The 17,782-nt window shown below is 69.0% G+C and carries 27 protein-coding genes; 14 read left to right on the plus strand and 13 right to left on the minus strand.

Going from position 1 to position 17,782, the window contains the following annotated elements; translation table 11 throughout:
• Window positions 1-17: 17 nt before the first annotated feature.
• The 3 genes from EP26_RS22935 to EP26_RS36375 all read right to left on the minus strand — a co-directional run bounded on the left by EP26_RS22935 (window position 18) and on the right by EP26_RS36375 (window position 1,639).
• Window positions 18-983 carry an IS5 family transposase gene (locus EP26_RS22935; RefSeq protein ID WP_043342164.1) on the minus strand — a complete coding sequence of 322 codons (966 nt, stop codon included), beginning with the start codon at window positions 981-983 and terminating at the stop codon, window positions 18-20.
• 45 nt (window positions 984-1,028) lie between these two features.
• Complete coding sequence (locus EP26_RS22940; protein ID WP_043342165.1) at window positions 1,029-1,382, minus strand: transposase; 354 nt, start codon at window positions 1,380-1,382, stop codon at window positions 1,029-1,031.
• Between the two features lie 95 nt (window positions 1,383-1,477).
• On the minus strand, window positions 1,478-1,639 hold the full coding sequence (locus EP26_RS36375) for a hypothetical protein (RefSeq protein ID WP_169747462.1): 162 nt from the start codon (window positions 1,637-1,639) through the stop codon (window positions 1,478-1,480).
• Window positions 1,640-2,054: 415 nt separating this feature from the next.
• On the opposite strand from EP26_RS36375, the gene EP26_RS22945 reads away from it, so the two are divergent.
• The 7 genes from EP26_RS22945 to EP26_RS22975 are packed head-to-tail and all read left to right on the plus strand — an operon-like array spanning window position 2,055 to window position 4,319.
• Complete coding sequence (locus EP26_RS22945; RefSeq protein ID WP_043342166.1) at window positions 2,055-2,336, plus strand: hypothetical protein; 282 nt, start codon at window positions 2,055-2,057, stop codon at window positions 2,334-2,336.
• Window positions 2,333-2,611, plus strand: a complete 279-nt coding sequence (locus EP26_RS22950) for a hypothetical protein (RefSeq protein ID WP_043342167.1) — start codon at window positions 2,333-2,335, stop codon at window positions 2,609-2,611. Before EP26_RS22945 ends, EP26_RS22950 begins: the two co-directional genes overlap by 4 nt.
• Window positions 2,611-2,829 (plus strand): hypothetical protein, encoded by a 219-nt coding sequence (locus EP26_RS22955; RefSeq protein WP_043342168.1) that lies wholly within the window; start codon window positions 2,611-2,613, stop codon window positions 2,827-2,829. Before EP26_RS22950 ends, EP26_RS22955 begins: the two co-directional genes overlap by 1 nt.
• Window positions 2,826-3,287, plus strand: coding sequence for a hypothetical protein (locus tag EP26_RS22960; RefSeq protein ID WP_043342169.1), 462 nt, complete (start codon window positions 2,826-2,828; stop codon window positions 3,285-3,287). The genes EP26_RS22955 and EP26_RS22960 overlap by 4 nt, the downstream gene beginning before the upstream one ends.
• On the plus strand, window positions 3,284-3,493 hold the full coding sequence (locus EP26_RS22965; protein ID WP_043342170.1) for a hypothetical protein: 210 nt from the start codon (window positions 3,284-3,286) through the stop codon (window positions 3,491-3,493). Before EP26_RS22960 ends, EP26_RS22965 begins: the two co-directional genes overlap by 4 nt.
• A complete protein-coding gene (locus tag EP26_RS22970; protein WP_043342171.1) occupies window positions 3,490-3,753 on the plus strand; it encodes a hypothetical protein in 264 nt (87 codons plus the stop codon). The genes EP26_RS22965 and EP26_RS22970 overlap by 4 nt, the downstream gene beginning before the upstream one ends.
• Window positions 3,750-4,319: a hypothetical protein gene (locus EP26_RS22975; RefSeq protein WP_043342172.1), complete on the plus strand. Its 570-nt coding sequence runs from the start codon at window positions 3,750-3,752 to the stop codon at window positions 4,317-4,319. Before EP26_RS22970 ends, EP26_RS22975 begins: the two co-directional genes overlap by 4 nt.
• 150 nt (window positions 4,320-4,469) lie before the next feature.
• On the opposite strand, the gene EP26_RS22980 is transcribed toward EP26_RS22975, so the two are convergent.
• Window positions 4,470-5,297, minus strand: a complete 828-nt coding sequence (locus EP26_RS22980; RefSeq protein WP_043342173.1) for an IS6 family transposase — start codon at window positions 5,295-5,297, stop codon at window positions 4,470-4,472.
• A gap of 118 nt (window positions 5,298-5,415) precedes the next feature.
• Between EP26_RS22980 and EP26_RS22985 the strand changes: the two genes are divergently transcribed.
• Window positions 5,416-5,655, plus strand: a complete 240-nt coding sequence (locus EP26_RS22985; protein WP_043342174.1) for a hypothetical protein — start codon at window positions 5,416-5,418, stop codon at window positions 5,653-5,655.
• Here EP26_RS22985 and EP26_RS22990 read toward each other — a convergent pair.
• On the minus strand, window positions 5,652-7,688 hold the full coding sequence (locus EP26_RS22990) for a recombinase family protein (RefSeq protein WP_043342175.1): 2,037 nt from the start codon (window positions 7,686-7,688) through the stop codon (window positions 5,652-5,654). The two genes, EP26_RS22985 and EP26_RS22990, sit on opposite strands and share 4 nt — an antisense overlap.
• 26 nt (window positions 7,689-7,714) lie before the next feature.
• Entirely contained in the window at window positions 7,715-8,371 is a 657-nt protein-coding gene (locus EP26_RS22995; RefSeq protein WP_043342176.1) for an MFS transporter, read from the minus strand.
• Between the two features lie 102 nt (window positions 8,372-8,473).
• On the opposite strand from EP26_RS22995, the gene EP26_RS23000 reads away from it, so the two are divergent.
• Window positions 8,474-9,004, plus strand: coding sequence for a GNAT family N-acetyltransferase (locus EP26_RS23000; RefSeq protein WP_043342177.1), 531 nt, complete (start codon window positions 8,474-8,476; stop codon window positions 9,002-9,004).
• Window positions 9,005-9,027: 23 nt separating this feature from the next.
• On the opposite strand, the gene bdcA is transcribed toward EP26_RS23000, so the two are convergent.
• Window positions 9,028-9,741: an SDR family oxidoreductase gene (gene bdcA / locus EP26_RS23005; RefSeq protein ID WP_043342178.1), complete on the minus strand. Its 714-nt coding sequence runs from the start codon at window positions 9,739-9,741 to the stop codon at window positions 9,028-9,030.
• Between the two features lie 75 nt (window positions 9,742-9,816).
• Between bdcA and EP26_RS23010 the strand changes: the two genes are divergently transcribed.
• Complete coding sequence (locus tag EP26_RS23010; RefSeq protein WP_043342179.1) at window positions 9,817-10,407, plus strand: TetR/AcrR family transcriptional regulator; 591 nt, start codon at window positions 9,817-9,819, stop codon at window positions 10,405-10,407.
• A gap of 77 nt (window positions 10,408-10,484) precedes the next feature.
• Here the strand turns inward: EP26_RS23010 and EP26_RS23015 are convergent, their stop codons facing one another.
• Window positions 10,485-11,417, minus strand: a complete 933-nt coding sequence (locus EP26_RS23015; protein WP_169747463.1) for a hypothetical protein — start codon at window positions 11,415-11,417, stop codon at window positions 10,485-10,487.
• A 142-nt stretch (window positions 11,418-11,559) separates the two neighbouring features.
• Between EP26_RS23015 and EP26_RS23020 the strand changes: the two genes are divergently transcribed.
• The 4 genes from EP26_RS23020 to EP26_RS23035 all read left to right on the plus strand — a co-directional run bounded on the left by EP26_RS23020 (window position 11,560) and on the right by EP26_RS23035 (window position 14,343).
• The gene (locus EP26_RS23020) at window positions 11,560-12,468 is read left to right on the plus strand and encodes a sulfite exporter TauE/SafE family protein (protein ID WP_043342180.1); all 909 of its coding nucleotides are present in this window, start codon (window positions 11,560-11,562) and stop codon (window positions 12,466-12,468) included.
• Entirely contained in the window at window positions 12,465-13,205 is a 741-nt protein-coding gene (locus EP26_RS23025; RefSeq protein WP_169747464.1) for a TIGR02186 family protein, read from the plus strand. The genes EP26_RS23020 and EP26_RS23025 overlap by 4 nt, the downstream gene beginning before the upstream one ends.
• Complete coding sequence (locus EP26_RS23030) at window positions 13,205-13,705, plus strand: universal stress protein (RefSeq protein ID WP_043342182.1); 501 nt, start codon at window positions 13,205-13,207, stop codon at window positions 13,703-13,705. Before EP26_RS23025 ends, EP26_RS23030 begins: the two co-directional genes overlap by 1 nt.
• A 191-nt stretch (window positions 13,706-13,896) precedes the next feature.
• Complete coding sequence (locus EP26_RS23035; RefSeq protein WP_157033696.1) at window positions 13,897-14,343, plus strand: hypothetical protein; 447 nt, start codon at window positions 13,897-13,899, stop codon at window positions 14,341-14,343.
• A 32-nt stretch (window positions 14,344-14,375) separates the two neighbouring features.
• Here EP26_RS23035 and EP26_RS23040 read toward each other — a convergent pair whose 3' ends face one another.
• The 5 genes from EP26_RS23040 to EP26_RS23060 all read right to left on the minus strand — a co-directional run bounded on the left by EP26_RS23040 (window position 14,376) and on the right by EP26_RS23060 (window position 17,739).
• Entirely contained in the window at window positions 14,376-14,600 is a 225-nt protein-coding gene (locus tag EP26_RS23040) for a hypothetical protein (RefSeq protein ID WP_043342184.1), read from the minus strand.
• A gap of 154 nt (window positions 14,601-14,754) precedes the next feature.
• Window positions 14,755-15,414, minus strand: a complete 660-nt coding sequence (locus tag EP26_RS23045) for a phosphorylase family protein (protein WP_043342185.1) — start codon at window positions 15,412-15,414, stop codon at window positions 14,755-14,757.
• A 57-nt stretch (window positions 15,415-15,471) separates the two neighbouring features.
• On the minus strand, window positions 15,472-15,777 hold the full coding sequence (locus tag EP26_RS23050; RefSeq protein ID WP_043342186.1) for a hypothetical protein: 306 nt from the start codon (window positions 15,775-15,777) through the stop codon (window positions 15,472-15,474).
• On the minus strand, window positions 15,774-16,706 hold the full coding sequence (gene nudC, locus EP26_RS23055; protein ID WP_043342187.1) for an NAD(+) diphosphatase: 933 nt from the start codon (window positions 16,704-16,706) through the stop codon (window positions 15,774-15,776). The genes EP26_RS23050 and nudC overlap by 4 nt, the downstream gene beginning before the upstream one ends.
• A gap of 61 nt (window positions 16,707-16,767) precedes the next feature.
• Complete coding sequence (locus EP26_RS23060) at window positions 16,768-17,739, minus strand: Bug family tripartite tricarboxylate transporter substrate binding protein (RefSeq protein WP_043342188.1); 972 nt, start codon at window positions 17,737-17,739, stop codon at window positions 16,768-16,770.
• Window positions 17,740-17,782 lie beyond the last annotated feature (43 nt).

Raw genomic sequence — 17,782 nt, forward strand, 5'->3', positions numbered from 1 at the left:
CCTACCCACGTTCGGGATCAAGCGATGCGGACGTACTCTGGGCGTCCGAGTTCCAGCATTCGGTTCAGCACCTCGGCGGCGATCGCCACTTCGGTCACCTGCCGCCCGTCGGTTTGGAAGCGTAGGCCGTCACCGACGATGCGTTTCCATCGCGCGATGTCAGACTCCACCAGAGCACGCCAGCCATAGCCTGAGGTCTGCTGCCAGCCCGTTCGGCCGCGCTCGGCGATACATCGTAGATGCGCATCGCGCTGCGTCGGCGCGGTCTCCGCGGCTTCGCTTGGCACCGCATTCGCGCGTGGCGGCACGATGACTGCGGCCTCCGGGTGGCGGATCGCCACCGCGGTGTAGACGTCGTCGCGGTCATAGGCACCGTCGCCAGTGAAAGACGCCACGGGACCATCAACTTGGTCGAGCAGCGGACCGACCTGGGAGCCGTCGTCGGCATCCCTGTCGGTCAGCGCCGAGGCGACGATCCGCCCAGTGTCGGCGTCAGTGGCGAGGTGCAGCACCCGCCAAGCCCGGCGCCGCTTGCTGCCGTGCTTCTCCTCCAGCCACTCGCCCGGACCACAGAGCTTCAAGCCCGTGCTGTCCACCAGCAGGTGCACCGGCGTACTCCCCGCCTTCGGCCGCGGCACTTCGAGCACCTCGGCCCGACGGCTCAGCGTGCTATGGTCCGGCACCGGTAGGTCGAGGCAGAGCAGCTGCAGCACGGAGGCGATCAGCCCCTCGGTCTGACGCAGCGCTAGGCGGAATACCGTGCGCAGCGTCAGGGCTGTGGCGATCGCCAAGGCCGAATACGAGGGCTGCCCGCCTCGGCCAGTGCGTGGCTCGGCCTTCCAGGCCTCAACCGCCTCCGGCGTGAACCAGACGGTCAGGCTGCCGCGGGCCCGCAGGCCGGCGTCGTACTCGGCCCAGTTGGTCACTCGGTGCCGCTGCTTCGGGATGTGATGGCGTCGAGCGGCGTTCGCTTTGAACGGCATGAGGGGTGGCCCTGCAATGTGAGGGGGGCTCGCCCCGGCCTCACCCTACCCAAAGCCACTGAGGCGTGCGACCGCTGCAACAAGGCGCCAATGCGAGCGGAATGCCACGAACCGCACCGTCTCCTCCCGCCGGTGCCCGCGCAGGATCTTGCGCACCGCGCTGGCCAGGTTTTCGTAACGCAGCACACGGAATACACCGCCGAAGTAGGCGAAGGCTCCTTCATGCGCCTCGAGGAAGGCCTGCTGCGTCGCGTGCAGGTAGGCGCGGTGGAAGGCGGCGTCGCTGGCCATCGAGCGCATCGCGAAGACCTGCACCCGGGTCCGCTCGCCGCCAAGGTCGGCCCAGGCCTCGTACCAGTCGACCTGCGCCTCCTGGCCCAAGCCATAGCTCTGCGGCACAAAGGTCTACCGCCGCACCAAGCCCATGGCACGACGGCGTTCGCGGACGTGGTTGCGCACTGTCGACTCAGCCAATGCGACGCCGGGAAACTCCGTCAGCAATCGCCGATAAAGCCGTCGTGCCGTATGCCCTTCACCTGCTCCAGCAGGCCGGCAGCGGTGAGCTGGCGGGTGTGCAGTCGTGCCGTGCGCAACGACACGCCGCTGGCCTGGGCGGGCAGTGCCAGGGTCTCGCAGAGCCATCCCGGCATGAACATCCACGCAGTTCCACAACAGGTCCCTTAGGCGGGCTTCTACGCGGCCCTGCTGGGCCTGGTCTTGGAAGTCTTCCCGCAGGTGCGACGGGGCATGGCCCCCGCGATGGGGACGGAATTGGGGCATGGCATCCTCTCAGGACGAATTGCGAGTGGATGCCCCCGCCCTACCCTACCGCATGACGCGATGACGCTCCGCCGGGGGCTTCCGTCGCGGCCCTCCGAAGAGGCGCACTGATGCGATGGGGCGGAACGCATGGCCAGGATGCCCGGAGGCGCAGGCTGCTGCCACAAACACCCTCGTGACGTCAACCAGAAAATGGTATTTCATTCGCCAACTGCGCGTTATACGTTCTAGGAGCTGGACGCATTAGACCGGCGCGGCTGTCCTTTTCAGAACACACAGGATTTCGACATCATGGATTCCCCGATCATGGCGCGTCTTCGCGCCCTGGCCCCGGCATATTCGCCGGATTGGCCGTCCTTCATCGTCGTCGTGCTCGGCCCCACCGAGGGCAGCCTGGGCGGTGTGCGTGTCCAGGCACCGAACGCCGAGATCGCCGCCGACATGGCCATCTACCGCGCCTCCCTCGCCCATGAGATCGAGGAAGAAGCCTTCGAGGCGACGCTTGCCATCGAGGCCCCGATCGACGCACCGCTGCACAATGTCTCCCCGCGGCACAAGGGGATCAGGGCATGATCTCCTCCCCTTACACCGTGGTGCTGTGGGACGACGATTGCGAGCAGCACATCGTGCAGGTGCGCGCCGTCAACCCCAACATGGCCGCGATCATGGCGCGGATCACCCAGGCCCAGCTGCAGAATCGTCCCCTGGTGGAGGTCGATGCCGTGTGCGTCGTCCCCGGCCATGGCCCGGTCTACGGCGATGACGAGCTGCAGGACGCCAACTGGTATTGCGAGCCTGGAACCGACGACGACGATGATGATGACGATTTCGACGGGGAGGACGCATAATGCTCAACCGTGACACCGCGGCCTTCGCCGCCCTGCACGCCGCCCTGGTCGAACTCGCCCTCGTCTATGCCGGCGATGCCGCCCGCTTCATCCTCCACCTTTGCGACGCCGCCGAGGCGACCCTGCCCTCGGGCAATGGCTCCTTGCGCATGAGCGACAAGTTGCTCGATCTGCGCGACGAGGCCTCGGCGTTTGCTGACGACGAGGACGCGGCATGAGCGTGTCCTATCAGCCCAGCGAGGGCGAACTGGCTCTCGCCTCCATCCTGGCCCGGCGGGTCGAGGACAGCGCGGCTTTCCAGACCGCGATCGGCGCCGCCAGCTCGCCAGAGGAAGTGAAGCGCGCGGTCGAAGCGGCCCTGACCCCGACAATGCTGCGCGAGCACTGGCACGCCGTTCTCGATTGCTTCCTGCGCCAGACCGCGCCGAGGTGGCTGGCGAAGGCGCCCAAAACTCCGAGGCAGCGTCGCGCCGCCGAACGCAAGATGGCGGACCTCTACCACCGCGCCGCCGACGTTGTGTTCGATCATCTGCTCGACCGGATCGGGTGCCTCCTCACCATCGCCGCGTCGCTCGTGCGTGGCAGTGATCAGGATTTCCTGATCGATGAGGTGCAGGATCTCGTGGACCGGATGCTGGGCATGCCCAGCACCCGCAAGCGGGAGACCATGCAGTGACCCTCCACGAGATGCTGCAGGCGCGGCTGTACCGTGCCGAGGCCCGCTCCCTGGCTGCCTCCCAGGCGATCGCCCTCGACGATGATGTCCTGCACGCCATGCTGGATCGCAAGCTCCGCCGGCTCGGGACGACCCTGCGGCATGCGGCAACCGAACTGGACACCGCCCGTGCCCAGCTGATGATGCTGCGGGAGACCACCCGGTGAGCCACCTGCACACCATGCGGGAGCAGCTGCTCCGCGGCTATCATGCGGTTGCTCGCACGACCGAGGCGCTCCAGGCCATCGGTGAGGAGGGCCGGATCACCGACTTCTTCACCGCTCGCCGCCTGGCCCGCGACCTCCTCAAGGCTGGGGAGACGATGGAGGAGGCCGAGCACTGGCTGCGGGCCTGCGATCCGGAGTTCCTGGCCGAGTATGAGAACGTCCTCGTGCCCGAGGATGAGATCGCGGATGCCATCCGATGATGAGCCAGGAGCAGTATCGCCGCAATCATCACATGTCGCTCGCCGCCCGTGCCGCCGGCATCGATCCCGTCCGCGATCCGCACAAGAAAGGTTACCCTGTCTTCCTGCTGCATGAGCGCTTCGCCGCCGAGATCGAGGCCGGCATGGAGGCGGATCGGCGCTGGATCGAGCATGTGGAGAGCATCCGGCCCCAGCGGGAAGAGATCGCCATCGAGGTCGCGCCGGATACCCTGCGTCTGTCGGCGTCGGTCATGCGACGCCTGGACTGGGGCGGGATGATCGTGCTGCCCGAGAGCACCATCGTCGCGCGGGAGGAGAAGATACTCACCACGCACCAGCCCATCCGGCTCGATACCTGGCGCTGGCTACAGGGTGCCGGGATCAAAGCAAGGGGAGCTATGCGCTATGGCGAAGTGACCGGCGTGGTGGATTGCGTCGATTTCATCAACGGTCGCCTTGCTACTACGCGGGGCGCGCAGCTGCGCATCTACCCGGTGTTGGTCTTCCAAGGTGAGCCGGAACAGGCTCGCGCCAACGCCGCGATGTATCGTTTGTACTGCCAATAAATCAACCACGGCGCTATAATGCGATCTGCTCAGATGACTAACATGCACCGGACCCAACCGGCGCACCTACCCAACTCAAAGCCCACCCTAAGCTGGATCTGTCAGCGCTCGCGCCAAGCCTGGCGAAGAGAGGTGCCGGCAAAACTTGTCCTATGCTGCTGTGAGGATGGCGAGCGCAGCTGCGGCACGACGCATGTGCACCAGGCGGTGGCGGCGGGCAGAGATGTGCTGGTTGTGGCGGGTACGAAAGCGGAGGAAGTTTCGGAGTTCGTCATAGCTTCGGCAGAAGTGCCTCGCTGAATTGAAGCTTTTGAAGCCCCGCATACATCGTGTGCGGCCTTTAACGCCACGGTGGTCTTGCTCCAGGCTATTGTTCTTGAAGGCGTTGGTCCGGTGTACGACGCGCCGGCCGAGTGTCGAGCGGATCGCCCGCGGGTAGGAGCCATGACCATCGGTGGTGACGCGTTCGGGCGTGATGCCAGTGGCAGCTTTGGCCGAGCGGAAGAAGGCCTGCGCTGCTGCCATGTCGCGGTGCTCGCTCAGCATGGTATCGACAAGGTGGCCGTCGCGATCAATGGCCCGATACAGATAGGCCCAGCGGCCGCGAACCCCCAAATAGGTTTCGTCAACATGCCAGTGCCGGCCGCGGGTGCCGCCCTTGCCGTGCCGGCGTCGGCGGAGTTCGCCAGCCAGGACCGGCGCGAGCTTCGCCCCCCAGTCGCGGACGGCTTCGTGGCTGAAGATGATGCCGCGCTGGAGGAACATCTCGGCCAGGTCACGCAGGGTCAGGCGGTAGCGCAGTCGCCACAGCACCACGAGGGCGATAACATCGGATGGGTACTGGGCGTGGTTCAGCAGCCCGCCGCTGCGCTCGTTGTACTGCTTGCCGCAATCGCGGCAGCGGAACCGGCGGTAGCCTCGAGCGGTACGCTCCGGCCGCTCCGTCACAGCAGCAGAGCCACAGGCCACACACTCCATCACTACTTTCCACTCCGATGGCCCCGGAGCCTACCAGCCCCGCCCTGGCCGGCGAAACGGCCCCGCTGGCGCGAGCCCTGACAAAACCTTCGTCGCTGGTGTACCCCGCCGCATCGGCATGCGCTGGCGCGCGGGAGCGCTGCATCTCAGCGTCAACGGCCAGATAGCTGGCACCATTGGGGCGACCATCTCCACGGGCTTCAACTGGCTCCGCATCGGTGGCCGGGAGGATACTCCCCGCCCGCTCAACGGACGCCTGCTCGGAGTGTGGCTCGGTGCTGATGGAAATATCAGCGATGCCAAGTTCGCGCAGATGACCGTCTTGGGCGCCGACGTGGATGCCATCCTGCGCAGCTAGTCCTCGCCCGTCTTCTTCGGCACGCCGCGCGCCACCACCGGGGCTGGGGTGAGATGCACCACCCCATCGACGACGGGCTTGGGATCATCGTTACCGAAAGGCTTGCGGGTTAGCCATCGGTCTGAGCCTCTTTCCTTGGTCTGGTAGTCAACGGTGACGGTGATGCCGTCATCCGCAGCGCCTTTGGGCTGGTCCGCTAGTCTTCGCTCTGCGCGGGATAGGTCCATGATCTCACCCAGGCCGACCTCAGTCGCTTTGACTGCGGCTCGCAGGCGTTTCAGCCGTTCAGCGGTGCGCCGATCGACAGCGGGTTCCTCAGCCTCCAGGCGGGGATAGAAGACACCCACCCCGCAATCCCTCCCATCCTTTACCTCAAGGTATGCAGCGTCGCCCGCGAAGGTGACCCTGGCGTAGTTCTGCGGGGTGTCGATCTCCACTCGGTCGATGATGGATCGGAGAGCGGCCGAGATTCGCTGCCACGCATCCTTCCGCACCGTGGGGTCCGCCGAGGCGTGTGCGGCCTTCAACTCACGAACGACCGCCGCCCCCTTTGGGATCGGTTGCCGGCCGCGTAGCGGCACCAGTTCCCGCTTCAGCACCGCGATCTGCTTCTGCGCTTCGTCGATCCTCCGCCGATTGGCCTTGATCGACAGTTCGGTCTCGGGATCATCGTCGCCCAACAGGGAGGTGAGCCGTGAAATGCCCTTCCGCTCGCGGTCGATGACAACGCGCAGTCTGGCAATCTCCTCCTCCAGTGCGGCGATCTCAGGGTTCCGGTCCTGAGTTTTGGTGACCGGGAGAGTATCGCCGATGACCCGCAGCACCTCGGCCTCGACAGGCTCATAGCGCATCATAGTCTGGTTGTTGCAAAGACGTTCCTGGGTGTCCGGATCGCGGATGCAACGCTTGGCATTTTCGCAGATGAAATAGTCGGTGGTGAGCCGAGGCTCACCTTCCACCCGCTTCGATTTGCGTCGCCTGTCACCCTTGGCGCTCACGCTGCCTTTGCCACCACACAGCGCGCAGAAGACGTAGCCTGAGAACAGATTGGCGATCCGGGTGCCTTTGGGTCCGCCCGTCCCCTTGCGGGACTCCCGCATCGCCTGTGTCCGGTTCCAGACCTCCATCTCGATGGCCGCCGGATAGTAGTCCGGCTCGGGATCGCCGATAGGCCTCGACTTCCCCCCGGTCGCGGCGTTGCGGTGGTTGGGCTGGAACTCACCGATCACGGCACGATTAGTAATGATCGACCAGACATAGTGGCGATGCCATCCGGCAGCGCGGGCACGCTTCCCGCCATAATCAAATGTCGGGATGCCATTCTCGTTCAACACGGCTGCGATGTAATCGCAGCCCATGTCGTGTTCGACATAGAGTTCATGGATCATGCGGATGACGCCGACCCGCTCCAGATCATAGAACTCGAATCCGCGGCCATTCGGCTTTGGCTTGAGCCAGCCAGGGCAGGACTTCGTGTAGTTCTTCTCTCGCAGCAGTCTACGTTTCTCGTCGGTCGCTTCCAGCATGCGGCCGGACAGCCGGGCGCTGAAGTTATGCGCCGCGTGCATCATCATGATCGGATAGATCAGATTGACGAGGTTGTTTCGGGTATTGGCGTAAGTGTAGGTCCGGCCATCTTCCAGGGTGTGGATGATGATCCCACGCTTCAGCAGCGCCTTGAACAAGTCCTGGGCGTCATCGACCTCCTGTCGAGACATCCGATCGAATGCCTCGAACACGAGATGGGAGCCTGACGCGATCTCCCCGTTAGCCACCGCCTCGACGAAGCGACCGAGCGCTCCATGGCTGATGTGCTTCCCTGTGAAGCCGGATAGGCCCAGGTCGGCGTAGTCGCTATTGAGCGGCAGGTTCACTGAGGCGGCATAAGCCTCCAGCTTGGTGCGTTGCCGGCGCTCGCTGTCGCCCTCTCGCTGATCTGGCGAGGAAAACCGCACATACCCATAGACCTGAGGCTCCAGCGCTTCGGGCAGGTGATTGTGCAGGCGGCCGGGCCGGCTTATTTCATCTGGCATCGGGTGGCTCTCTCCGGTATACGAGTCTATCCGCCCCCGACACCTTTCGCAATGGTCGTCGCCAGCGTGCCGCGCGGGAAGCCGGGGCGGCGAAGCCAGCCTTGCTGCGGCGCCGCCAGCGTCTCCGGCAGGCGGGCGACGAGGGCCAGCAAGGCGAGGCAGATGACGAGGTGCAGGGCGAAGGTCGGCGGCGGCCGCAGCGCCGGCCAGGCGAGAATGGCGGCCAGCGTCAGGATGCCGCCGGCGCCGAAGCTGCCGATGGTCGCCAGCGCGATCACCGCGGCGGCGCGGCGCCCGCCCTCCGACCCGCCGCCGCCCAGCTCGGCACCCCAGGCGGCGGCGGCTCCGGCGACGCAGCCCATGCCGAGGCCCTGAGCGATCCGCGCCAGGGCCAGGGCGGGGATGCTCGGCCAGAGGCTCAGCGCCAGGCTGGACAGCGCCGCCAGCGCCACGCCAAGCAGGACGCAGGGCTTCCGCCCGATCCGGTCGGGCAGCGGGCCGAGCAGCGGCGCGGTCACGATCACCGTCGCCGCATAGCAGGCGAAGGCCAGGGCGAGCGCGCCGGCGCCGTAGCCGCCGCGGGCGGCCATCTCGCCATAGAGCGGCAGGGGGATGGTCGTCGCCAGCCCGACGGCGCCGACGGCGAGGCCGACCAGGAGGGCGGCATGGGCGGGGTAAGGCAAGCGGCGACTCCGGCGGCGGCCGGGCAGAGTGCGGCAGCGGGCGGGGTGGGTGAAGGGCTTGCCCGGTAGACAGGGCGGCATCCAGGCGGCAGATTCGTTGCCATGACCGAGCTTTCACTCCGCGACAGCACCGAAGCCGATATCCCGGCGATCACCCGCATCTATGGCCATTGGGTCCGCCATGGCTCGGGGAGTTTCGAGACCGAGCCGCCGGAGGAGGCGGAGATGGCGCGGCGGCGGGAGGCGATCCTGGCCGGGGGCTATCCTTATCTGGTCGCGGTGGACCGGACCGGAGCGGTGGTCGGCTACGCCTATGCCAGCGCCTACCGGACGCGGCCGGCCTATCGGTTCACGGTGGAGAACTCGATCTATGTGGCGCCGGATGCCGGGCGGCGCGGCATCGGCCGATTTCTGCTGGCGGCGCTGATGGCGCGCTGCGAGGCACTCGGCTTCCGGCTGATGGTGGCGGTGATCGGCGATTCCGGGAATGCCGGCTCGATCGGGGTGCACAAGGCCTGCGGCTTCAGCCATGCCGGCCTGCTGCCCGCCGTCGGCTGGAAGCATGGCCGCTGGCTGGATTGCGTGCTGATGACGCTGCCGCTCGGCGCCGGCGCCTCGGCCCCGCCGGAGTAGCGACGGGACCGAGGCGGGGGAGGCTACGCCCCGAAGCCGCCGTCGATGGTGTGCATCGCGCCGGTGACGAAGCCGGCTTCCGGCCCCGCCAGCCAGGCCACCATCCCGGCCACATCCTCCGGCCGCCCGTGCCGCTTGAAAGCCATGGCGGGGTAGACGAGGTCCTTGAACGGTCCATCGGCCGGGTTCATGTCGGTGTCGATCGGCCCGGGCTGGACGACGTTCACCGTGATGCCGCGCGGGCCGAAGTCCCGCGCCAGGCCGCGCGCCATGCTCTGCATCGCCGATTTGCTCATCGCATAGGCCGCGATGCCGGGGAAGGAAACCCGGTCGCCGTTGACCGAGCCGATGACGATGATCCGCCCGCCTTCCGGCATGCGCCGCGCCGCCTCAACCGAGGCGTGGTAGGGCGCGGCCACGTTGATGCGGATCAGCCGGTCCACCGCATCCGGGTCCATCTCCAGCGGGTCGCCGTAGACGACGACCCCGGCATTCACCACCAGCACGTCGAGCGGCCCGCTGTCGCGCACGCGTGCGATGACCGCGTCGCGGTCGGCGCTGTCGGTCATCACGGCCGTGGTGCCAGTCTCCGCCGCCAGCCGCTCGGCCGCCTCTTTCGAGCCGGCATAGGTGAAGGTCACTGTGGCGCCATCGGCCGCGAGGCGCCGCACGATCGCCGCCCCGATGCCGCGGCTGCCGCCGAGGACGAGAACGGATTTTCCTTGAAACACGGCCATCAAGGCCTCCTTGAGGATTAATGTATGAGAGGCTACATAATCCAGGGAGAGGTCGCGTCAAGGCATTTTGTAAGAATGACTACAGATATCCCACGTCCCCGTGGCCGTCCTCGTCGCTTCGATCCTGATCAGGCTGTCGCCACGGCGCAACGCTTGTTCCAGGCCCGGGGCTATGACGCCGTGAGCGTCGCTGATCTTACGGAGGCGCTCGGCATCAACCCACCGAGCTTCTATGCCGCCTTCGGCAGCAAGGCCGGCCTCTATGCCCGGATTCTCAGCCGCTATGCGGGCGTGGATGCCCTGCCGCTCGAGAGCCTGCTGCGGCCCGACCGCCCGGTGGCGGCATCCCTGGCGGCCCTGCTGGAGGAGGCGGCGCGCCGCTATGCCGCTAATCCGGCTGCTGCCGGCTGCCTAGTGGTGGAAGGTGCCCGCTGTGATGACCGGGAGGCGCGCGAGGCCGCCCACGCCTACCAGTCCGCTGGGGAGGATGCGATCCGGCGCTACATCGCCGCCCGTCACCCAGACGAGGCCGAGCGGCTGACGGACTTCGTCAGCACCACCCTGAACGGGCTTTCGGCCAAGGCCCGCAGCGGCCATGGCGTGGAACGCCTGATGGCGACGGCTCGCCTTGCGGGGCTTGCGCTCGCACAGGCTCTTCCCGACTGAACGAAAAACGGCGGAAGCGTGTCCCGCTTCCGCCGCTCTGGTCGTCACACCAAGGGGGCCAGGCGGCCCCCCTGTTTTCAGGCGTAGCGCCGCGCCGCCATGTTGGCGTTCCGCGTCCCCATCCGCGCGCCCAGCACCGCGGCCACGGCGCCGAGCAGCATCGCCGCGAAGGCCCAGAAGGCCGCAACCGCGCCGGCCGTCGCCGCCGCGTCGGCCGCTTCGCGGGCCCGGCGCTCGGCAGTCTGCGCCGTCTCGGTCGCCTGCTGCTCGACCTGCTGGATGCGGCGGTTCGCCTCATCGGCCGGGATGTTGTACTCGGCCGCCACCAGCCGGCTCAGCCGGTCGCGGTCGCCCTGCGGCAGGTTGCCGTCGGTGACGCGGCGGGTGAGGAGCTGGCCGATCTCCGCCTTGCGCTGGTCGCTGTTCATCGCCGCCGGATCGCCGCCGCCGGTGCCGCTCAGCGCATTCTGCGCGCGGTCGATAATCTGCTGCGGGTCGATCTGGCTGGCGAGGCGGCTGGCTGGGCCGGAGGCGGCGGAGGCTGCCTGACCGGCCGCCTGGGAGACGCCGCCGACGATGGAGGAGAGGCCCTGGGTCGCGGTCGAAGCGGTGCCGGCGATGATGTTGCCCAGCAGCACCGCAGAGAGCAGGTAGCCGATGGCCCAGACAGAGAGGCCATGCAGCGTGCTGTCCGTGCCGTCCGCGCTGCCCGAGAGCCGCGCCGCGACATAGCCGCCGACCGCGAGGCCGATCAGGTTCGAGATCAGCAACCAGGCGCCGGCGGCGATGCCGACGGTGGAGCCGCTCGGCGACTGGGCGTTGGTGGCGTCGACCGAGCTTGCGCCGACGGCGACGCCGAGGATGGAAAGCATGGCGCCCACCGCGACGGCGACGATGCCGCCGGCGAGGATGGCGCCCCAGGAGACGCGGCGCGGCAGAGGCGCGGTGGCCTCCAGCGAGCCGGTCATGGTGCCGGGTGTGGTGGTCGCGCCTATGGTTTGCGTGGCCATTTGATGTATCCGTGACTGGTTGTGGCGGCTGAACGCCTGCCCCGCGCCGGGGTTCACGGCTTCTAGTTGCAGTTTCTGCCTTGCTCCCGCCACAGGCCCGGTTCAAACCCCCGGCCATTGCTTCTCTGGTCCGGAATTGCCGATGCAGGTCTACCTGCCGATCGCCGAGATGTCGGTGGACGCCTTCCTGCTGGTCGGCATCGGCTTCGGCGTGGGCTGGCTCTCTGGCCTGTTCGGCGTGGGCGGCGGCTTCCTCTTGACGCCGCTGCTGATCCTGATCGGCATCCCCTCCCCTGTCGCCGTCGCCTCGGGCGCCAACCAGACGCTCGGCGCCTCGGTCTCGGGCCTCATCGCGCAATGGCGGCGGGGCAATGTGGACGCCAAGATGGGCGGCGTGCTGCTCGTCGGCGGCGTGCTCGGCTCGCTGGCGGGGGTGCAGCTCTTCGCACTGCTGCGGCGGGTGGGGCAGGTCGATCTCGCCGTCTCGGTCTTCTACGTCGTCGTGCTGGGGACAGTCGGCGGGCTGATGGTGATGGAGAGCGTGCGCGCCATCCTGCGCCGCCGCACCACCATCAAGCGCAAGCTGCACGAGCATTTCTGGATGCACGGCCTGCCGCTGAAGATGCGGTTCCGCCGCTCGCGGCTCTACATCTCGATCATCCCGCCCTTCGCGGTGGGCTTCGGCATCGGCATGCTCTCGGCGGTGATGGGGGTGGGCGGCGGCTTCATGCTGGTGCCGGCGATGATCTACTTCCTCGGCATGCCGACCTCGGTGGTGATCGGCACCTCGCTCTTCCAGGTCGTCTTCGTTGCGGCCAATGTGACGATGCTGCAGGCGGTGCAGCTCGGCACGGTTGACATCCTGCTGACCATGCTGCTGCTGCTCGGCGGCGTCGCGGGGGCGCAATTCGGCGCCTCGATGGGGACGCGGCTGCGCGGCGAGGAGACGCGGGCGCTGCTCGGCCTGCTGGTGCTCTCGGTGGCGATGAGCCTGCTTTGGGGGCTGCTGCGGCGGCCGCCGAACCTGTTCAGCAGCGGCCCGGCGCTGTGATCCGCCTCGCCCTGCTGCTGCTGCTCGCCTGGGCGGGTCCCGGCCGGGCGCAGGAGCTGCCGCTGGTCGCCGCCCTTTCGCAGGATGCCGTGGAGGTGACGACGGGCTTCACCGGTACCTCGCTGATGGTCTTCGGCAGCACCGAGGGGCCGATCGGGCCGGGCGGGGACGAGGTACTGGTCCTGGCGCGTGGCCCGACCCGGCCGGTGGTGGTGCGCCGGAAGGTCCCGGTTCTCGGGTTGATCTGGGTGAACGGCCCCTCGGCGCGCTTCGCCGGGGTGCCGGGCTTCTACTTCATCGCCGGCACGCGGCCGGCCTGGCAGCTGCTGCCGGAGGAGGAGCGGCAGCGGAACGGCCTCGGCCTCGACAGCCTGCCGCTGACCAGCACTGGCGCGCGTTCGCCCGCCTTCCGCGCCGCACTGCTGGAGCTCGAGAGCCATAGCGGCCTCTGGGTCGAGAACACGTCGCCGGTCGAGATCGCCGGCAGCCGGCTCTTCCATGCCCGGCTGCCGCTGCCCGCCGCGGTGCCGACCGGCGACTACCAGGTGGAGGTGCTGCTGGTGCGTTCCCGCCGGATCGTGGCGCGGCAGGAGCTCGCCTTCCGGGTCGACCGGGTCGGCGCGGCGGACCGCATCGCCACCGTCGCGGCGGACCAGCCTTTCCTCTACGGTCTCGCCTGCATCATGTTCGCGGCGCTGGCCGGCTGGCTCGGCAGCGTCCTGTTCCGGAGGGGTTGATGGGCGAGACGCGGGAGCAGCAGGAGGCCGCGAGCAAGCGCGACCGGGTGTTCCTCGTGGTGGTGGACGACAGCCCGGAGCGGGCCGTCGCCCTTCGCTATGCCTGCCTGCGCGCCAGGAATGGCGGCGGGCGGGTGGCGCTGCTGCGGGTGATCGAGCCCGAGGGCATCACCGAATGGGCCGGCGTCGGCGCCATGATGGCCGAGGAGCGGCGGGAGGAGGCGGAGCGCGTGCTCAGCGGCCTCGCCGCGCAGGTGAACGAGATCACCGGCGGGCTGCCGATCCTCCTGATCCGCGAGGGCAACCCGCGGGACGAGTTGCTGGCGCTGCTGAAGGAGGATCCTCGCTTGTCGATCCTGGTGCTGGCTTCCTCAGGCGACGGCAGCGGGCCGGGGCCGCTGATCAATGCGCTGACCGGGCGCTATGCGACGCATGTGCGGGTGCCGATGACGATCGTCCCCGGCAATCTCGACGATGCGGAGATGGAGCGGGTGACCTAGAACCAGGGAGCCGGGATCAAGCTCGCGGCACCGGGGCATCCCGGGTTCATGTCGGCCGTTTCGCAAGCATGGCATATGGTCAGCGACCCTGGTGCACCTCTGAGAGCGAAGTTCCTCCGCCGGGACGCTGGCGCCGGGCTGCGTTGCTCGCCGCCCTGGTCCTGCTGTCGGGCTGCCAGACCCTGAATCGCATGGACTACCTGGATCAGTTCTTTGATCCAAAGGGCTATGAGGCACGGCACCAGCCGCGCCTGCCCGCCGTCGCCAGGCCGAGGCAGCCGGTGGCTTCGCCTCGTGAGGAACAGCCTGCCACCATCCCGGACCAGAGGCGCCCCGCGCCGGCGGCACCCGAGCCCACGGTCGAGGCGGCCAGCCAAGCCTCCACCGCGCCGGATAGGGACCAATGGGTTCGCAACACCGTGCGGATGCACCCCTGGCTCGCGCTGAACTGGGGCCAGCTGACGGTGGCGCAGCAGCAGCGGATCGAGGGCCGGCTTGCCGATGCCGGCACCGGCAGGCTCGTGGCGAGCGGTGAGCCGGCATCAACCTGGGATACGATGGGCCTCGACGACCGCGCCGACCTGGCCTTCGGCACCGCCATCAACCGGGAGGGCGACTACGCCACGCGACGCCGCTGAAGGGGCCTCGCCTCCCGGCTGATCGGCTGGCCTCAGTACCGCCGCGGTGCCGTCAGCGCGCCGCCTGCCGCACCGATGCCGCCGCCGACCAGGGCGCCAGTGCCGACGCTGCCACCGGTCAGCGCACCGACGCCGGCACCGGCACCGGCACCGAGCAAGCCACCCGACACGGCGCGCCCGCCTGCGCTCTGGCCGCAGGCCGCAAGGCTGAAGGACACGGTCGCTGCCAGCAGCACTGCCTTGATCGTCGCTTTCATGGAAGCCTCCTTCTCAGGAAACGGAAAACGTATCAGGCGGCAGAAAGGCGAATTCCGGTCTGTTCACGTCTCCGCTTCCCGGAATGGCCAAGCGGGTCGGGCAGTATGGTGGCGGCGTCGCATCGCCATCCCGCGTGTCAGGCCAGGAAGGAGTTCAGCGCGCCTCGCCGGTGAGGCCGGCGCGCTGCACCGCGCTGCCGAGGGCCTCCAGCGCCGCGCGGCTGCGGCGGGCGACGACCAGCAAGGCCGGCAATTCCCGCGGCTGGCGCAGCAGGGCGAGCGCCACCCGCCCGGCTGCCGGCCTGCCATCCGCCGTCAACCCGACCGCGGCGGCGCGGGGCAGCACTTCCTCGGCCGTATCGGCCACGGCCCGCAGCGCGGCAAAGGGCAGGCGGCGGGCGGTGGCGAAGGCGGCCGCCGCCTCGGTTTCCAGGTCGACGACGAGGGCCCCAGTCGCCGCCCGCAGCATCCGCTTGCCGGCCGGCTCGCCGACCACCCCGGCCGCGCCCGCCACCATGCCGAGCCGCGCGCCGCAGCGCCGTGCCAGCCGTGCCGACCAGACCGGATCGGCCGCATAGGCGCCGCCCGGACCGCGCACCCGGGTGGCGACTACCAGGTCCCCGGTGATGAGAGAGGGGTCGAGCCCGCCGGCGATGCCGAAGCTCAGCACGCCGGTGATGTCCTCCGGCTGGTTCTGCAACAGGGCGCGCAGCCGGGCCGGGTCGCCGCCGCTGACGACGACGCGCAGCCCCTTCGGCAGCAGAGCTGCCTCCGACTGCATGCCGACGACGGCGAGGATGGATAGGGCGCTCATGCTGCGGTGCAGTATAGACAGGGCAAGCCGGTGCTGCCCACCCCACGCCGATGGGGATTACCGCGGCTGCTCGACCTCCACGCCGCCCGGCAGGGCGAGGCCGCGAGTGCGCAGGCAGTCGCGGAAGGCGCGGGCCAAGAGGACCCGCTCCTCGCGGTTCAGCCGGTCGTCATTCACCGAATTGCCTGGCAGACGCTGGCGGTTGAGCGCGGTCACGCTGGGGGAGCGCCTGGCCTCCTCGTGGCATTCCCGCTCCTCCGGCGTCTCGGGCAGCCGTTGCGGGACGGTGCCGAAGAGGTTGCCATAGAGGCCGCAGCCGCCGAGCGGCAGCAGAAGGGCGAGCGCCACAGCGGTGCGCCTCACCGCCCGGCCTCGGCCAGCCAGTCCTCGATCAGCCGGCGGGCGATGCTGTCGCCGCGCGGCAGGGCGAAGCCGTGCGCCTCCGGGTTGCGCATCTCCTCGACTGTGAACCAGCGGGCGTCGCGCAGCTCCTCAGGGTCGATGGTGATCTTGTCGGAAAGGCCTTCGGCATGGAAGCCGAGCATGATGGAGGCGGGGAAGGGCCAGGGCTGCGAGGAATGGTAGTGGACGGCGCCGACCTCGACGCCCGTCTCCTCCTGCACCTCGCGGCGGACGGCCTCCTCCAGCGTCTCGCCCGGCTCCACGAAGCCGGCGAGGGTCGAGTACATCACGCTGTTGGGGAAGCGGGTGGAATGGCCGAGCAGGCACCGCCCCTCGCGCACCACAAGCATGATGACGGCGGGGTCGGTGCGGGGGAAATGCTGGGCGCCGCAATTGGTGCAGGCCATGGCATTGCCGGCCGAGCGCGGCTCGCAGCCGCCGCCGCAGACGCCGCAGAAGCGATGGCGGGTTCGCCAGTGCATCAGCCCGCGGGCATGGGCGAGGATGCTGGCCTCGCCAGGCGGCAGCAGGCCGGCGACGGCGCGGAGATCGGTGAAGGCGCCCATCCCCTCCGGCAGCAGCGGGAGCGGATCCTCGGCCTCCGAGCAGTCGACGGCGAAGACAGTGCGGCCTTCCCAGAAGCCGAGGAAGGCCCAGGGGCCGCCGGCCATCCGCACCGCACCGGCGGCGGCGCCGGTGAGCAGCACCGCCTCCGGCGTGCCCTCGGGGACGCCCTTCATCAGGCTGCGGCTGCGCCAGACCGGGACGAAGAGCGCCTCCGTATCGGTCAGGGCGGCTTCGATGAAGGCGGCATCCTCGCGGCGGTTGGACGCGCGGTCGAGGGGGCTGCCGGAATAGGCGTTGGGGCGGCTGGCGGGAATGGAGAGCATGCGGGGGGACGGTGCCATGCGGGGGGCGCGGGGGCAACGGGCCGTCGGATGGCGGCCTCGGCTATTCGAGCCGTGCGCCGGAGGCCTTCACCACCGCCGCCCAGCGCGGCAGGTCGCGCGCGATGGCCGCCCGCATGGCCTCGGCCCCGCCCGGCATCAGGGTGAAGCCCATCCCGAGGACGCGCTCCTGGATTTCGGGCGTCGCGGTCGCCTCGCCGATCGCCGTGCGCAGCCGGGCGATGACCGGCTCCGGCGTCCGCGCGGGGAGGGCGATGCCCCACCAGACGCTGCTCCGGAAGCCGGGCAGGCCGCAGGCCTCGGCGATGGTCGGCAGCTCCGGCAGGGCCGGCACCCGGTTGGCCGCGGTAATGCCGAGCAGCCGCACCCGCCCGGCGCGCCAGTCCTCCAGCACCGGCCCGGTCTGGTAGAAGAAGAACTCCGCATCGCCCTGGTAGAGGCCGATCATCGCCGCCGGCCCGCCGCGATAGGGGACGTGGAGGATGTCGAGGCCCGTCGCCGCCACGAACTGCGCCGCCGCCAGATGGGTCGAGGCGCCGCTGCCGCTGCTGGCATAGTTGAGCTGGCCCGGCCGCGCCCGGATCGCCGCCATCATCGCCCGGCAATCGGTGTAGCCCGGCCGCTGCGCCGTGCTGACGGCAAGCACGTTCGGCGCGTCGAACAGCGTCATCACCGGCGCCAGGTCCTGGACGGTATCGACCGGCATGCGGGGGAAGATCGCCGGGTTGATGGTGAGCTGCCCGGAGGTGACCAGCCCGACCATGTGCCCGTCGGGTGCCGCCCGCGCCAGCGCCTCCATCGCCAGGTTGCCGGTGGCGCCGACGCGGGCCTCCACCACCACCGGCACGCCGAGGGACTGGCTGAGGATGGGCGCGATCAGGCGGAGATAAACATCCCCTGGCGTGCCGGCAGCGAAGCCGCCCATCAGCGTGATGGGCCTGCCGGGGATGGGAAATTCCTGTGCCAAGGCAGGCCCGGTGAGCATCAGCAGCAGGGCGAGGGCAAGGCGGCGCATGGCCGGGAGCGTAACACGGCAGCCGGGTTGTACGAGACCCCCT

Origin of the sequence: Belnapia moabensis DSM 16746, from assembly GCF_000745835.1 — a bacterium.
GTDB classification, from domain to species: Bacteria; Pseudomonadota; Alphaproteobacteria; order Acetobacterales; family Acetobacteraceae; genus Belnapia; species Belnapia moabensis.

Bases quoted from the DNA above. Each gene is read 5' to 3' on its own strand.
- EP26_RS22935 (WP_043342164.1), bottom strand. From the start codon at position 983: ATGCCGTTCAAAGCGAACGCCGCTCGACGCCATCACATCCCGAAGCAG.
- EP26_RS36375 (WP_169747462.1), bottom strand. From the start codon at position 1,639: ATGTTCATGCCGGGATGGCTCTGCGAGACCCTGGCACTGCCCGCCCAG.
- EP26_RS22945 (WP_043342166.1), top strand. From the start codon at position 2,055: ATGGATTCCCCGATCATGGCGCGTCTTCGCGCCCTGGCCCCGGCATAT.
- EP26_RS22950 (WP_043342167.1), top strand. From the start codon at position 2,333: ATGATCTCCTCCCCTTACACCGTGGTGCTGTGGGACGACGATTGCGAG.
- EP26_RS22955 (WP_043342168.1), top strand. From the start codon at position 2,611: ATGCTCAACCGTGACACCGCGGCCTTCGCCGCCCTGCACGCCGCCCTG.
- EP26_RS22960 (WP_043342169.1), top strand. From the start codon at position 2,826: ATGAGCGTGTCCTATCAGCCCAGCGAGGGCGAACTGGCTCTCGCCTCC.
- EP26_RS22975 (WP_043342172.1), top strand. From the start codon at position 3,750: ATGATGAGCCAGGAGCAGTATCGCCGCAATCATCACATGTCGCTCGCC.
- EP26_RS22980 (WP_043342173.1), bottom strand. From the start codon at position 5,297: ATGGAGTGTGTGGCCTGTGGCTCTGCTGCTGTGACGGAGCGGCCGGAG.
- EP26_RS22985 (WP_043342174.1), top strand. From the start codon at position 5,416: ATGCGCTGGCGCGCGGGAGCGCTGCATCTCAGCGTCAACGGCCAGATA.
- EP26_RS22990 (WP_043342175.1), bottom strand. From the start codon at position 7,688: ATGCCAGATGAAATAAGCCGGCCCGGCCGCCTGCACAATCACCTGCCC.
- EP26_RS23000 (WP_043342177.1), top strand. From the start codon at position 8,474: ATGACCGAGCTTTCACTCCGCGACAGCACCGAAGCCGATATCCCGGCG.
- bdcA (WP_043342178.1), bottom strand. From the start codon at position 9,741: ATGGCCGTGTTTCAAGGAAAATCCGTTCTCGTCCTCGGCGGCAGCCGC.
- EP26_RS23010 (WP_043342179.1), top strand. From the start codon at position 9,817: ATGACTACAGATATCCCACGTCCCCGTGGCCGTCCTCGTCGCTTCGAT.
- EP26_RS23015 (WP_169747463.1), bottom strand. From the start codon at position 11,417: ATGGCCACGCAAACCATAGGCGCGACCACCACACCCGGCACCATGACC.
- EP26_RS23020 (WP_043342180.1), top strand. From the start codon at position 11,560: ATGCAGGTCTACCTGCCGATCGCCGAGATGTCGGTGGACGCCTTCCTG.
- EP26_RS23030 (WP_043342182.1), top strand. From the start codon at position 13,205: ATGGGCGAGACGCGGGAGCAGCAGGAGGCCGCGAGCAAGCGCGACCGG.
- EP26_RS23035 (WP_157033696.1), top strand. From the start codon at position 13,897: ATGGACTACCTGGATCAGTTCTTTGATCCAAAGGGCTATGAGGCACGG.
- EP26_RS23040 (WP_043342184.1), bottom strand. From the start codon at position 14,600: ATGAAAGCGACGATCAAGGCAGTGCTGCTGGCAGCGACCGTGTCCTTC.
- EP26_RS23045 (WP_043342185.1), bottom strand. From the start codon at position 15,414: ATGAGCGCCCTATCCATCCTCGCCGTCGTCGGCATGCAGTCGGAGGCA.
- nudC (WP_043342187.1), bottom strand. From the start codon at position 16,706: ATGCTCTCCATTCCCGCCAGCCGCCCCAACGCCTATTCCGGCAGCCCC.
- EP26_RS23060 (WP_043342188.1), bottom strand. From the start codon at position 17,739: ATGCGCCGCCTTGCCCTCGCCCTGCTGCTGATGCTCACCGGGCCTGCC.